The organism is Streptomyces sp. NPDC047079, assembly GCF_040643755.1.
In the GTDB taxonomy this organism is placed as follows: domain Bacteria; phylum Actinomycetota; class Actinomycetes; order Streptomycetales; family Streptomycetaceae; genus Streptomyces.
The window spans coordinates 209,556-223,265 of sequence record NZ_JBEYUZ010000001.1; the positions used below are offsets into that span (position 1 = coordinate 209,556).

Annotated in this window: 13 protein-coding genes; 7 read left to right on the forward strand and 6 right to left on the reverse strand. The window is 71.5% G+C overall.

From position 1 onward, the window contains the following. The first annotated feature begins 46 nt into the window (after positions 1-46). Positions 47-643 (forward strand): histidine phosphatase family protein, encoded by a 597-nt coding sequence (locus ABZ823_RS00905; RefSeq protein WP_361652238.1) that lies wholly within the window; start codon positions 47-49, stop codon positions 641-643. Positions 644-815: 172 nt separating this feature from the next. On the opposite strand, the gene ABZ823_RS00910 is transcribed toward ABZ823_RS00905, so the two are convergent. After that, positions 816-2,288, reverse strand: coding sequence for a hypothetical protein (locus ABZ823_RS00910; RefSeq protein WP_361652240.1), 1,473 nt, complete (start codon positions 2,286-2,288; stop codon positions 816-818). 353 nt (positions 2,289-2,641) lie between these two features. Between ABZ823_RS00910 and ABZ823_RS00915 the strand changes: the two genes are divergently transcribed. The 3 genes from ABZ823_RS00915 to ABZ823_RS00925 all read left to right on the forward strand — a co-directional run bounded on the left by ABZ823_RS00915 (position 2,642) and on the right by ABZ823_RS00925 (position 4,190). After that, complete coding sequence (locus ABZ823_RS00915) at positions 2,642-3,022, forward strand: hypothetical protein (RefSeq protein ID WP_361652825.1); 381 nt, start codon at positions 2,642-2,644, stop codon at positions 3,020-3,022. An 84-nt stretch (positions 3,023-3,106) separates the two neighbouring features. Further along, positions 3,107-3,973, forward strand: coding sequence for a fused MFS/spermidine synthase (locus ABZ823_RS00920; RefSeq protein WP_361652242.1), 867 nt, complete (start codon positions 3,107-3,109; stop codon positions 3,971-3,973). 70 nt (positions 3,974-4,043) lie between these two features. Next, positions 4,044-4,190 (forward strand): hypothetical protein, encoded by a 147-nt coding sequence (locus tag ABZ823_RS00925; protein ID WP_361652244.1) that lies wholly within the window; start codon positions 4,044-4,046, stop codon positions 4,188-4,190. Positions 4,191-4,327: 137 nt separating this feature from the next. Here ABZ823_RS00925 and ABZ823_RS00930 read toward each other — a convergent pair whose 3' ends face one another. Next, positions 4,328-4,867 carry a hypothetical protein gene (locus ABZ823_RS00930; RefSeq protein WP_361652246.1) on the reverse strand — a complete coding sequence of 180 codons (540 nt, stop codon included), beginning with the start codon at positions 4,865-4,867 and terminating at the stop codon, positions 4,328-4,330. Positions 4,868-4,997: 130 nt separating this feature from the next. Here ABZ823_RS00930 and ABZ823_RS00935 point away from each other — a divergent pair, with 130 nt between their 5' ends. From ABZ823_RS00935 to ABZ823_RS00945, 3 genes are all read left to right on the forward strand, one after another. Then, entirely contained in the window at positions 4,998-5,702 is a 705-nt protein-coding gene (locus ABZ823_RS00935) for a response regulator transcription factor (protein ID WP_361652248.1), read from the forward strand. Further along, entirely contained in the window at positions 5,699-7,105 is a 1,407-nt protein-coding gene (locus ABZ823_RS00940) for a HAMP domain-containing sensor histidine kinase (protein WP_361652250.1), read from the forward strand. Before ABZ823_RS00935 ends, ABZ823_RS00940 begins: the two co-directional genes overlap by 4 nt. Before the next feature lie 108 nt (positions 7,106-7,213). Next, complete coding sequence (locus tag ABZ823_RS00945; RefSeq protein ID WP_361652252.1) at positions 7,214-8,695, forward strand: cellulose binding domain-containing protein; 1,482 nt, start codon at positions 7,214-7,216, stop codon at positions 8,693-8,695. A gap of 56 nt (positions 8,696-8,751) precedes the next feature. Here ABZ823_RS00945 and ABZ823_RS00950 read toward each other — a convergent pair whose 3' ends face one another. The 4 genes from ABZ823_RS00950 to ABZ823_RS00965 all read right to left on the reverse strand — a co-directional run bounded on the left by ABZ823_RS00950 (position 8,752) and on the right by ABZ823_RS00965 (position 13,636). Beyond that, complete coding sequence (locus ABZ823_RS00950) at positions 8,752-10,179, reverse strand: GH1 family beta-glucosidase (RefSeq protein ID WP_361652254.1); 1,428 nt, start codon at positions 10,177-10,179, stop codon at positions 8,752-8,754. A gap of 189 nt (positions 10,180-10,368) precedes the next feature. Then, entirely contained in the window at positions 10,369-11,289 is a 921-nt protein-coding gene (locus ABZ823_RS00955; RefSeq protein WP_361652256.1) for a carbohydrate ABC transporter permease, read from the reverse strand. Continuing rightward, positions 11,286-12,314 carry a sugar ABC transporter permease gene (locus tag ABZ823_RS00960; protein ID WP_361652258.1) on the reverse strand — a complete coding sequence of 343 codons (1,029 nt, stop codon included), beginning with the start codon at positions 12,312-12,314 and terminating at the stop codon, positions 11,286-11,288. Before ABZ823_RS00960 ends, ABZ823_RS00955 begins: the two co-directional genes overlap by 4 nt. Continuing rightward, a complete protein-coding gene (locus tag ABZ823_RS00965) occupies positions 12,311-13,636 on the reverse strand; it encodes an ABC transporter substrate-binding protein (RefSeq protein WP_361652260.1) in 1,326 nt (441 codons plus the stop codon). Before ABZ823_RS00965 ends, ABZ823_RS00960 begins: the two co-directional genes overlap by 4 nt. Positions 13,637-13,710: the final 74 nt, after the last annotated feature.

The window sequence follows — 13,710 nt, forward strand, 5'->3', positions numbered from 1 at the left end:
AGATGATGGAGTAACCCTCTGTTGATTTCTCCCGGAAAGGTCCCTCATGGCACCGCGCATCCTGCTGGCCCGGCACGGACAGACGGAATGGTCGCTGTCCGGCAAGCACACCGGCAGGACCGATGTGCCGCTCCTGGAGGAGGGGCGACGGGGCGCCAAGCTCCTGGGCGAGCGGCTGCACCGGGCGCCGTTCGACGGCCTGCCCGCGGTCGAGGTGCGCACGAGTCCGCTGGCACGCGCGCGTGAGACGTGCGAGCTGGCCGGGTTCGGCGAGCGGGCGAGCGCCTGGGACACGCTGATGGAGTGGGACTACGGGGCGTACGAGGGGATGACGCCGGCCGAGATCCAGGCGATCCGGCCGGGCTGGCTGATCTGGCGCGACGGTGTCCCGGAGGGGGAGAGCCTGTCGGAAGTCCGTGCGCGCGCGGACGAGGTAGTCGCCTGGGCCCGCGCGGCGGACCGTGATGTCCTGGTCTTCGCGCACGGCCACATCCTGCGTTCCATAGGGGCGCGCTGGCTGGGCCTGCCGCTGGACTTCGCCGCGCGGATCCGGCTCAACCCCACGTCGTTGTCGGTGCTGGGGTGGGCGTACGGGGAGCCGGCGATCGAGTCCTGGAACGACCGCGGCCATCTGACGGTCTAGCGCGTCCCACGGCTGGTCCGCGCGGGCCTGCGAATGCGCCCGCGCGAACCTGGGGGTCTGGCCGCGCGGACCTGGCGTTCACTCGTGCGGACCCTGGATTCGGCCGTCCAGACCTGGGATTCGGCCGCGCGGACCCGGGATGCGGCCATGCCGGGCCGATGCGGTCGTCGTTTCAGGCCATGCGCGGCAGGCTCGCGTGCCGGTCGAGGAATGCCGACACACCCGATGCCCGCCGGTGCGGCAGCAGGACTCTCGCCGTGCCCGCCAGCATGGTCAGGATCCTGGACGACTGGACCTGGTCCAGGAGGTCCAGTACGCGCAGTCCCGCTTGGGCCGCCTCGTCGGGGCGGCCGCCGCGGGCCAGGTCGTCGGCCAGCTCCGCGGTGTACAGGGCGATGTTCCGGGTGAAGTGCGGGTCCTGAAGGTGCGCGGCGCGCCGGGCGTGCCGGGCCGCGCGCGGCCAGTCGCCCAGCGTCGACCAGCACTGTGCCTCGAGACCCTCGAGTTCGGCCTCTCCGTAGAAGGTCATCCACTCGGGGTCCGCGTCCGACGTCCCCCGCTCGAACAGGGCCTGCGCCCGGGCCAGCGCCTGCTCGCAGCCCGCCCGGTCGGCGAGCCCCGCCCAGCCGCCCGCCTCCCGCAGCGCGAGCAGCGACATCAGGCGGTCCGAGCCGAGCGGCCGGGCGGCGCGCTGGGCCGCCTGTGCCGCCCGTACGGCCTCCCGCGGCCGGCCCGCGTCGCGTGCGAGGAACGCCGTGTTGCAGAAGGCGTGCGCCTCCAGGGCGGGGTCCCCGGACATCCGAGCCGTGGCCAACGCCTCCGCGTAGTGCGAGCGGGCGTCGTCGAAACGTCCCGAGTCGTGGGCCAGCCAGCCGACCGAGATGGCCAGTTCACCCGCGCCCGCGTACAGCCGCTCCGTGACCGCCTGCCGGGTCGTGCCCGCGTCGAGCAGCGCGTACGCGGTCCGCAGGGGGGCCGCCGCGCGCCGGTAGAGGCCGTCCGCGCCGTGCCGGTCGTCGAGCAGTCGGATTCTGCGTACGGCCTCCTCGAGTGCGCCCGCCTCGGATGTGCCCGCACGGTGGACGGGGCGTTCGGCGGCCGCTGCCGAGCCGCCGGAGGGGAGCCCGAACGGGCCCAGGGAGGCGGCCGCCACGGTGGCGGTGCCCCCGGTCATGAATGCGCGACGCTGCACGTCGCTCTCCTCGTGGTTCTCTTCGTCGCCCGGGCGTGTGCCGCACGACTCGCGTGTCTCGTGGATGGCTCGGGTGTCCCGCATGTCATACGTCTCACATGCCCTCGGGGTCTCACCGGGGGCATGGGAGTAGCGACCGGCGTACGTGGGGGGCGCCTCGTCGCCGGAGCGCGCCCCCCGGCCGCGTACCGAAGAGCGGGGTGCGAATCCCAGGTCCGCGAGCGTGCGACCGGGGAACATGTGCAGGAACACCCGTTCGTAGGCGTAGTTGGGGCAGCGGATCTCACCAGCCTCCACCCGACCGATGTAACGCGCGTCACAGCTGACTCGCTCGCCGATCTCGCGTGCGGCGCGCCGCACCGCCGCGGCGAACTCGCCCGGCGAGCGCTGTCCGCGCAGTTGCCGGAAGGCGAGATTCGGCCGCGGTGGCCGGGGGGACTGGGACGAGCTCATGGCCGGGCCCTCTCTTACGAACCGTCGAACCATGCCGGATTCAGGATGGCTTGTCCGTGTGGTGCCAGTTGGCTCCGTGTGTCCGGCGGTGCAAGAAAGTACCTTCCTCGCGGGTGTTGCCATGCACGGTTTGGCTACAAACCGGATATCTCATGCGCGATCTGCCATGAACTGCCATCCTTAACGGCGGTGTTGTGCCGTTGCCGTTGACGTTCCGCCGCGTTGAACGCTGTGGACCGGGAGCCGCCCGAACTCCCGACCCAACTCACCGTCGAGGAGGGGTTCCGTTGGAGGCCGGGATGCAGACCAGGCAGAGCACCGAGTTCCTGACGCAGTCGTCGACCGCGCGGCACATGCCGAAGCCGGAGTGCGGCGCGCTGCCGCACCGAGCACCCGACCTCGTGACCGTCCCGACCCGGCAGGGCCTGGAGGCGGTCGACATCCTCCGCCGCGGCGCGGGCGACCGCGTCGGTCCCGTCCTGCACGACGACGGCTGCGACACCCTCGGCTTCCTGGTCCCGCCGGGCACGGCTGACGGGTGGGACGTCCCGGGCAGCACCTGCACGCAGACCGAGGGAAGAGGCCTGAGCCTCGTCGCCGCGCAGTCCCAGGCCGAGGGCACCGCCTGGCTGCTCCCGCCCGGCGACGCGGAGCCGGCCACGGACCCGGCGGTGCTGCGCGAGGCGCTCGGCGAGGCGGCACGGCTGATCGAGGCCGCGGACAACTGTCGGTAAGCGCTCGCGGACACCCCGGCATCACGCCGCGGGGCCCACCGGCCCCGAGCGGCCGCCCCCTGTCGTTGCCCCGATAATGGCGGGATGGGGAGGTCACGGAACGCGCGGCGCGGACAGGCCGCCGAGGCCGTCGTCGAGGCGGTCGACGGCGGCCTCGCCCAGCTCGTACCCGACCGGGACCGGCCGCGTGCCTGGACCCTCCTCGTCGACGGCGCCCCGCAGTCGCACGTCGACCTCGACGACCCGGCCCACCTCGCCTTCGAGTACCAGCGCCGCCTCGGCCACGTCATCGACCTGGCCGTCCCGCCCGGCCGTCCCGTGCAGGCCGTGCACCTCGGCGGGGGCGCGTTCACCCTCGCCCGCTACACGGCCGCCACCCGTCCCCGCTCCACCCAGCAGATCGTCGAGCGCGACGCGGCACTCGTCCAACTCGTCCGCCGGGCCCTGCCGTTGGACCCGAACGCCCGTGTCAGGGTGCGTTCCACGGACGCCCGCGAAGGACTCGCGAAGGTGCCGGACGGCTGGGCGGACCTGGTCATCGTGGACGTGTTCAGCGGGGCGCGCACCCCGGCGCACCTCACCTCGGTCGAGTTCCTCGTCGAGGTCCGCAGGGCGCTGAAGGACGGCGGCCTCTACGCGGCCAACCTCGCCGACGGCCCGCCGCTGGCCCATCTGCGTGGCCAGATCTCGACGGCGGCGGCCGTCTTCCCCGAACTCGCGCTGGTCGCCGACCCGGCCGTCCTGCGCGGCAAGCGCTTCGGCAACGCCGTACTGGTCGCCTCCGCCCATCCGCTGCCGGTCGCCGAACTGACCCGCCGCGCCGCCTCGGACCCGCATCCCGCGCGCGTGGAGCACGGCAGGGCACTGGCCGACTTCACCGGCGGCGCCACGGCGGTCACGGACGCGGCGGCGGTGGCGTCACCGGCGCCGCCGCCCTCGGTGTTCCGCTGACCACCGACGACCGGCCCGCAGGTTCCGTGGCGCGCCGGTGGTTCGGACGGCTAGGGGTGTTGGGAACCTGGTGGCAGCGTTCCTCGCCGTCTACGTGTTGATCGGCGTGGTGACGACCCTGACGGGTGCCTCCGTCAAGGAGGCGTGGCTGGCACCGCTGCCCGTACTGCTGGTCGTCGGAGCAGGGATCGGCACCACACGAGCACGCCGTCGATAGGTCCTGCCCCCGTGCATGCATGACCGCGGTGCAGTGGCGCCACAGTGCACCACTGCGCCGCCGCAGTGCGTGCTACCGGCTTGGGTGATCGGTCCGGGGGCGCCGGCGCTGGAGGGACCGAGAAGGGAGCAGCACTACTAGTAGTTCACGATCTCCACGCGGGGCGGGCCGTCGTGCCAGGTGCAGAAGACCGACACCCGGTCGGCACCCGAGCTGAACTCCACCCGGATCCATGTCTCCGTCTTGAACACCTGCATCGACCAGCCCGCCCCGGGCGTGGCCGACACCAGCGCCGCGGAGGTCTGCCCGAGGTCGAAGACCGCGCGCCCGCCGGCGGTGTCGTAGCTCTTCACCCGGCTCGAGGAGGGCGCGGAGGGCGAGGGCGCGGTCGCGGTCAGGGAGGGGCCGGGACGCGTGGCGGCCGGCTTCGGCGGGGTCGGTTTCGGGCTCGGCGCCGGCGTGTCACGGGGACTCGCCGACGCCTCGGGCCGCTCCGTCGAGGACGTCAGCGGCGCCCCCGTTCCCTTCGCCGTGGCGCCGCCCGCCGTGATGGGCAGGGCGCGCGGCGGGTCGTAGGCGGTCCCCGCCATGACCGTGTGGACACCCCACCACGACAGCGTGACCGCCGCGCTCGTGGCGAGCGCCCAGGCCAGTACGTGTACGAGTCCTCTGAGCATCCCGGCCATAGTGCCTCACACGCCTCGTGCGTGTCTCACGGGTCGCACACAGTTCCGTTTGTCCCGTTGGCGCACGGGAGTTGTCCACAGGCCCCGGCCGGGCTCCCCCGTATGGCGTACGGTGCCGCCCATGGCAAGTGTTCTCGTGGTGGAGGACGACCAGTTCGTACGCTCGGCGCTCATCAGGCACCTGACCGACGCCGGGCACACCGTGCGCAGCGTCGGCACCGCGCTGGAGGCGCTGCGCGAGGTCGCCCACCTCTCCTTCGACGTCGTGATCCTGGACCTGGGACTGCCCGATCTGGACGGGGCCGAGGCGCTGAAGATGCTGCGCGGCATCACGGACGTACCGGTGATCATCGCCACCGCGCGGGACGACGAGACGGAGATCGTCCGCCTGCTCAACGCGGGCGCGGACGACTATCTGACCAAGCCGTTCTCGGTCGAGCACCTGTCGGCACGGATCGCGGCCGTGCTGCGCCGCTCTCGCGCGGTCGCCGCGGACGCCGCCCCGCCGTCGGTCATCCGGGTCGGCGGCCTCGCCATCGACCCCCTGCGCCGCCACGCCGAACTCGACGGAAGCCGACTCGACCTGACTCGCCGTGAGTTCGACCTGCTCGCGTTCCTCGCCGGCCGGCCCGGTGTGGTCGTCCCGCGCCGCGAGCTGCTCGCCGAGGTGTGGCAGCAGTCCTACGGGGACGACCAGACCATCGACGTCCACCTCTCCTGGCTCAGGCGCAAGCTCGGCGAGACCGCGGCCAGGCCCCGCTATCTGCACACCCTCAGGGGCGTCGGCGTGAAGCTGGAACCACCGAGGACGGAGCCACTGCCATGAGATGGGCACTGGTCAAGGTGTGCGTGGCGGTGACCACGATGGTGGTGGTCGCCTTCGCGGTCCCGCTCGGGCTGGTCATCAAGGAGATGGCCCGCGACCGGGCCTTCTCGAACGCGGAGCGGGAGGCCGCCGCGATCGCGCCCGCGCTCTCCATCACCACCGACCGGGAAGAGCTGGAGCGGGTCGTGGCCTCGGCGGGCTCCGGCGACGGGATCGCGGTGCACATACCGGCGGGCGACGGCACGAAGGCGGCCGACATCGGCCTTCGGCGCGCCCCCGGGGACGACATCGAGATGACACGCCGGCTGGGGCGGGCTTCCACCACGGAGGTCCCGGGTGGCTTCACGCTGCTCCAGCCCACCGCGCTCAGCTCCGGTGCGATCGCCGTGGTCGAGGTGTACGTGCCGGAGTCCGAGGTGACCAACGGCGTCGGCACGGCCTGGGCGGTGCTCGCCGGGGTCGGCGTCGCACTGATCATCGGCTCGGTGGCGGTCGCCGACCGGCTCGGTGTGCGGATGGTGCAGCCCGCGCAGCGTCTGGTGGAGGGCGCGCACGAGCTGGGGGAGGGAAAGCTCGGGGCACGCGTCCCGGAGGCAGGGCCGACCGAACTGCGCCTGGCGGCGGTCGCGTTCAACTCGATGGCCGACCAGGTCGTCCAGCTGCTGGCGAACGAGCGGGAGCTGGCGGCGGACCTGTCCCACCGGCTGCGCACCCCGCTGACCGTGCTGCGGCTGAACGCGGCCTCGCTCGGCGAGGGGCCGGCCGCCGAGCAGACGCGGACGGCCGTGGCCCAGCTGGAGCGAGAGGTCGACACGATCATCCGCACCGCCCGGGAGGCCAAGCCGCAGACCGCTGCACCGGGCCCGGGCGCCGGGTGTGACGCAGCCGAAGTGGTCCGCGAGCGGATGGGGTTCTGGTCGGCGCTCGCCGAGGACGAGGGCCGTAAGTGGCGGGTGGCCGGGGTCGACCGTCCCGTACGGATACCCGTCGCCCGCGCCGACCTCGCGGCAGCGCTCGACGCGCTGCTCGGAAACGTCTTCCGGCACACCGCGGAGGGCACGGCGTTCGCGGTCGACGTGCACAACGGCGAGGACGCGGTGATCGTGCTCGTCTCGGACGCCGGGCCGGGCATAGCCGACCCGGAAGCGGCGATGGCCCGCGGCCGCGGCTCGGGCAGCGACGGCTCGACGGGCCTCGGCCTGGACATCGTGCGCCGGCTCGCGGAGTCGACCGGCGGCGACGTACGGATCGGCTCTTCGGTGCTGGGCGGCACGGAGGTGCGGATCTGGTTCCAGCTGGACGGCCGGGCCCCGGTGCGGCGGGGGCACCGCGGGGCGGTGAGGAGACGGCGGCCCGGCAGAAGATCGGTCTCTGCCTTTAACCGTCCCCGATCCCTCCCTTAAGCGCACCCTAAGATCCTCAACCACCGCCCGCAACAAGCGGTTTGCCCGATTCCGGCTCGCTAGCGTGCTGCCTCACCCACCCCCGTGAGCAGTGAAGGCAGGCACGCGATGAGAGTTACCCACCGGCGCAGGATCAGCGGCCGCAACAAGGTGATCGGCGGCCTTGTCACCGCCTCCGTCGTCGGCGGCGGAGCGATCCTGATCACCGGCACCGCGCACGCCGCCGGGGTCGGCGCCGTGTACACGAAGACCAGCGACTGGTCGACGGGGTACACCGCGCAGTACGTCGTCACGAACGACAGCGGTCAGGCCGGGGACGACTGGACGCTGCGGTTCGACCTGCCCTCCGGGGCGAAGCTCAGCTCCCTGTGGAACGGCACACCGACGGTGAGCGGACAGCACGTCACCGTGCGGCCGCCGTCCTGGGACAAGGACGGACTCGCCGCGGGCGAGTCGGTGACCGTGGGCTTCGTGGTGAACGGATCGGGCGATCCGACGGGCTGTCTCATCGACGGAGCCACATGTTCGGCCGACGACGGTGCGACACCGGAGCCGAGCGGCCGTCCCACCCGGTCCACGACACCGGCACCGACGTCGACGCCGCCGTCCACCGCGACGGCGACCGCCAAGCCGACCCCGACCCCGACCGCGCCGGCCACCCCGCCCCCGTCCCAGACCACGGGCAGCGGCACGACCACCGGCGCCGGTTTCGCCCCGTACGTCGACACTTCCCTCTACCCGGCCTTCGACATGCTCGCCTCCGCGAACGCGACGGGCGTCAAGAACTACAACCTCGCCTTCGTCACCGACGGCGGCGGCTGCACGCCCAAGTGGGGCGGTGTCACGGCCATCGGCAGCGACGCGGTGGCCGCGCAGATCGGTGACCTGCGCGCCAAGGGCGGTGACGTGCGCGTCTCCTTCGGCGGCGCCTCGGGTTCGGAACTGGCGACCACATGCTCCTCCGCCGACGCCCTCGCGGCGGCGTACGGGAAGGCCGTGGACGCCTACCGGCTCACCAAGGTCGACTTCGACGTCGAGGGCGGCGCGCTGCCGAACACGGCGGCGAACACGCGCCGCGCGCAGGCCATCGCCAAGCTCCAGCAGCAGCACCCCGGCCTGGACGTCTCGTTCACCCTCCCGGTCATGCCCGAGGGCCTGACCCAGGACGGGGTGAACCTGCTGGCCGACGCGAAGTCGAACGGCGTGAAGATCTCCGCCGTCAACATCATGGCGATGGACTACGGCCCCGCCTACAGCGGCGACATGGGCACCTACGCCGAGCAGGCCGCCACCGCCACCCAGGCGCAGATCAAGAGCGTCCTCGGCCTGTCCGACGGCGCCGCCTGGAAGACGGTCGCCGTCACCCCGATGATCGGGGTCAACGACGTCTCGTCCGAGGTCTTCAGGGTCGACGACGCCACCCAGCTGGTGAACTTCGCGAAGTCCAAGGGCCTGGGGTGGCTGTCGATGTGGTCGGCCGCCCGTGACAAGCAGTGCCCCGGCGGCGCCAAGCCCACCGCGGACGCGACGTGCAGCTCGATCACCCAGGACCCGTTCGCCTTCGCCAAGGCGTTCGCCGCCCAGAGCTGAACGCGCCGCCCGCCCGGGGGCGCGGCACCTCCCTCCCGTGCCGCGCCCCCGGCCGGTCAGGCGGTCACCGGCGGCAGCGTTCCCGTCCGGGCCGCCCGGCCGTACCAGTGCGCGCTGGACTTGGGGGTGCGGGCCAGCGTCGCGTAGTCCACGTACACCGCCCCGAACCGCTTCCCATAGCCGTACGCCCACTCGAAGTTGTCCATCAGGGACCACAGGTAGTAGCCGCGCACATCGGCGCCGTCCGCGAGGGCGCGCCGGACCGCCGACAGATGCGCGTGCAGATAGGCGATCCGCTCCGGGTCGTGGACGCTGCCGTCCGGGTCCGGCTTGTCGTCGTACGCCGCGCCGTTCTCCGTCACGTACAGCGGCAGCCCCGGTGCCTCCCGCGTGTACCGCATGATCAGCTCGTGCAGACCGCTCGGGTCGATCGTCCAGCCCATCTCCGTGCGCTCGCCCGGCGTCTGATGGAAGGCCACCTCGTCCGCTCCCGGCCAGGGCGAGTACGGGCTCGTGCCGTGACCGTCCGCTCGCGCGCCGCTCGCGCTCCCCTCCCCGGCCGCGGACACGAGCGCCGGTGTGTAGTAGTTGAGACCGAGGGCGTCCAGCGGCTGGTTGATGACCGCCAGGTCGCCGTCCCGCACCTGCGACCAGTCCGTGACCGAGGACGTCGCCGCGAGCAGCGTCTCCGGGTACGCCCCGTGCAGCATCGGGCCGTGGAAGACACCGTTCGCCAGGTCGTCGATCTTCCGGCCCGCCGCCAGGTCCGCCGGGTCCTGCGACACCGTACGCACAACGGACGAGTTCAGGCTCACCGCGACCGTGTTGCGGGACGGCATCACGGAACGCAGCGCGGAGGTCCCGAGGCCATGGGCCAGATTCAGATGGTGGGCCGCGCGCAGTGACGCCGCCGCGTCCGTACGGCCCGGGGCGTGCACCCCGGAGCCGTAGCCCAGGAACGCGCTGCACCACGGCTCGTTCAGGGTGATCCACTGCTCGACACGGTCGCCGAGTGCCTCGCCCACGATCCGCGCGTAGTCGGCGAACCGGTACGCGACGTCCCGCTCGGGCCAGCCGCCCGCGTCCTCCAGCTCCTGCGGCAGGTCCCAGTGGTAGAGGGTGATCGCGGGCTTGATGCCGTGGGCGAGCAGTTCGTCGACCAGGCGGCGGTAGAAGTCCAGGCCCCGCTGGACCGCGGGGCCCCGGCCCATCGGCTGCACCCGCGACCACGAGACCGAGAAGCGGTACGCCGTCAGGCCCAGCTCGGCCATGAGCGCGACGTCCTCGCGGTAGCGGTGGTAGTGGTCGACGGCGATGTCACCGGTGTCGCCGTCGGCCGTCCTGCCCGGCGTATGGCTGAAGGTGTCCCAGATGGAGGGGGTGCGGCCGTCCTCCCGTACCGCCCCCTCGATCTGGTACGCGGACGTCGCCGCGCCCCAGAGGAAGGCGGGAGGAAAGATCACGGGCGTTGCGGACTCAGGCATGGAAGCGCTCCGATTGATGGTCGGGGAGACCGACGGTGGTGGCGGAGGAGGGGTGAGGGGAGGGGTGAAGGGGCCGGGGCGGCGGTGACCCGGCCCCCGGACGACAGGGGCCGCAAGGGGACTCACCGCCACGAGCGGAGCGGGCGGGGTGGGCGCCCCCCGCGCGAGCGGAGTCGGAGGCGCGGAAGATCAGCCCTTGATCGCGCCCTGCATGATCCCGCCCACGATCTGCTTCCCGAACAGCAGGAAGGCGATCAGCAGCGGCAGCGTGCCGAGCAGGGCGCCGGCCATGATCACCGCCTGGTCTGGGACATAGCCGGTGCCCAGCGAGTTGAGCGCGACCTGCACGGTCGGGTTCTGCTGGTTGAGGGCGATGATCGGCCACAGAAAGTCGTTCCAGGCGAACACGAAGGTCAGCAGACCGAGCACGGCCATCGCGGGCCGCGCCGCGGGGAAGACCACGTGCCACACGATCCGCGCGCTGCTCGCGCCGTCCACGCGTGCCGCCTCGATCAGCTCGGTGGGCAGCGCCTGCACCAGGTACTGCCGCATGAAGAACGTACCGAAGGCGGTCACCAGCATCGGCAGGACGACGGTCTGCAACTGGTTCGACCAGCCGAGGTCGGACATCCACAGATACAGCGGTACGACGGCCAGCTGCGGCGGGATCATCATCGTGCCGATGGTCAGCAGCAGCAGCGCGCCGGAGAACCGGAACCGCAGCTTGGCGAACGCGAACCCGGCGAGCGTGGAGAACAGCACCGTACTGACGGTGATCGTGGTCGCGACGAGCGTGGAGTTGAACATCGCGGTGCCGAGTCCGGCCTGGTCCCAGGCCGCCTGGAGGTTCTTGAAAAGGTTCCCGCCGAACCACAGCGGCGGGGGCGTCTCGGCGAGCCGCCGGTCGGTGCGGGAGGCCGCGATCGCCGTCCACACCAGCGGCGCCAGCGAGACCAGCGCGAAGACGGTCAGGACGGCATACGTGACCGGGCCCGCGTCCAGTTGCTTGCCCGCGCCCATGACCCGGGGCCGCCCAAGGCGCCGGCCGCCCCGCGCCGTGGCCGCCGCCTCGTCGGGCGCCTGAGGAAGGGTCAGTTCACTGGTTGTCATCGGGAGTTCCTCAGCCTTCGCGAGAGCAGCATGTTGACCGCTGCCACCACCAGCAGGATCAGGAACATCGACCAGGCGATCGCGGACGCCTTGCCCAGGTTGCCGATGATCCAGCCCTGGTCGTACATGTACAGGCCGAGCGTCTGGTACTGGTGCTCGGCACCGCCCTTGGAACCGCTGACCCCTCCGAACAGCAGGGGCTCACCGAAGAGCTGAGTCGCGCCGATCGTGGAGACGATCACCGTGAAGAGGATCGTCGGCCGCAGCATCGGGACCGTCACATGGCGGAACTGCTGCCACCGCCCCGCGCCGTCCAGGGCCGCCGACTCGTAGAGATCGCTGGGGATCGCCTGCATCGCCGCGAGGTAGATCAGCGCGTTGTACCCGGTCCACCGCCAGATCACGATCGAGGACACCGCGAACTGCGAACCCCAGTCCGACTCCCGCCAGTTGACGGGGTCGACGCCGACGAAGTGCAGCAGCCAGTTGATCATGCCGCCGTCCCAGGAGTACAGCAGCGTGAAGACCAGCGTCGCCGCGGCCACCGAGGTGGCGTAGGGGGTGAGCATCACGACCCGCCAGACGGTCGAGCCGCGCAGCCGGTAGTTGAGCAGATGCGCGAGCCACAGCGCGGCGAGCAGCTGCGGCACCGTCGAGATCACACCGATGGAGAAGGTGTTCTCCAGCGCGTTCCAGAAGAACTCCGAGGAGAACAGGTTCTTGTAGTTGTCCAGACCCGCCCAGGTCTGGTGGTCCAGCGCGGACAGCTGCACGTTGTGCAGCGAGTACCAGGCCGTGTAGAGCAGCGGAACCAGCGAGAAGGCTCCGAAGACGATGAAGAAGGGGGCGATGAACACATACGGCGACGCCTTCATGTCCCAGCGGTACAGCCGGCTGCGCCAGGAGCCGGTGCCCGCCGGTGGCGTACCGCGACCGTGAGCGCCCCGGGCCGCGCCCGGCTGGTTGCCGGGCGCGGCCTCGGCGCTCGACGCGGGGTGCGCGAGAGCCTCTTGGGAGCTGGTCACTGGCCGAGCACGTCCTTGATCTCCTTGGTGGCCGCGTCCCAGCCCTGGGCCGGGGTCTTGCCCTTCTGCTCGACCTGGAGGATGCCGATGTCGGCGATCGCGCTGTCGATCGGCTTGTCCTTGGGGCCGAGGGGCTGCGTCGGGATGGTCTTGGCCGAGTCGGAGAAGATCTGTGTGAGCGGCGCGTTCGAGAAGTAGGCAGTGGTGTCGGCCTGCGGCGTGAGGTTCGCGTACGCCGACGGGGTCGACGGGAAACTGGCCTGCTTGGCGAAGACCTTCGCCTGCTGCTCGGGCGCGGTCAGCCACTTCGCCAGGGCGATGGCCTCCTTCTGGTGCTTGCTCGCCGTCGGCACGCCGAGGAAGGAGCCGCCCCAGTTCGACGCGGTCGGGGCCGCCGCCACGTCCCACTTGCCCTTGCCGGAGTCACCGGACTTCTGCTCGATGTAGCCGATCATCCACGCCGGGCAGGCCACGGTGGCGAAGGTGCCGTTGGCGAAGCCCTGGTCCCAGGTCGGGTCGAACTGCTTCAGCTGCGCCGACATGTCGCTCGTCGCCGCGGTCATGGCGACGTCCCAGGCCTTCTTGACGCCCTCGGACTTGTCCCAGACGACGTTGCCGTCCTTGTCGTAGTTGCGCTCGCTCGCGCCGCCCAGCACCGCGTTGTAGACCGAGGCGGCCGAGTCCACGAACTTGGTGCCCTTCGGCGCCTTCTTCATGTACTGCTTGCCGAGGTCGACGTACTTGGCCCAGTCGCCCTTCCACTGCTCGGCGAGCTTGGTGCGGTCCGTCTCCAGGCCGGACTTCTGGAAGAGGTCCTTGCGGTAGCAGATGGCCATCGGGCCTATGTCGGTGCCGAGCCCGATCGTCCTGCCGTCCTTGGTGGTGGCCTGCGCCAGCTTCCAGTCCAGCCACTGGGACTTGTCGACCTCCTTGCCGAGGTCGACGAACTTGGCGGCCTGCGTCTGTACGGCCTCGGTGATGTTGCCGATCTCGATCGCCTGGATGTCGTCCGTACCGGCACCGGCCTGCAGCCGGGTGAGCACCTTCGGCCAGTAGACGTCGGTACGGGTGGTGACGTTCTCCTTGATGGTGATGTCCGGGTGCAGCTTCATGTACTCGTCGTAGAGACCGGTCTGCTTGTAGCCGAAGACGCCGAACGTGCCGATCGTCACGGTGGTCTTGCCCTTGCCGCCGCCACCGCCGTTCGTATTCGACGAGTCGTCGTGCGAGTCGTTGGCGCAGCCGGCCAGCAGCCCCGTGGCCAGCGCGGCGACGGCCGCGAAGGCCACCAGCCTGTGGGACCGGCGGGTACTCGTGCGCATTGCGTCCTCCTGTTGCCTGACGTGCCGACCCCCCGGCCAACTGCACTGGTTGGACCCGTTCGTACTCACTGCGG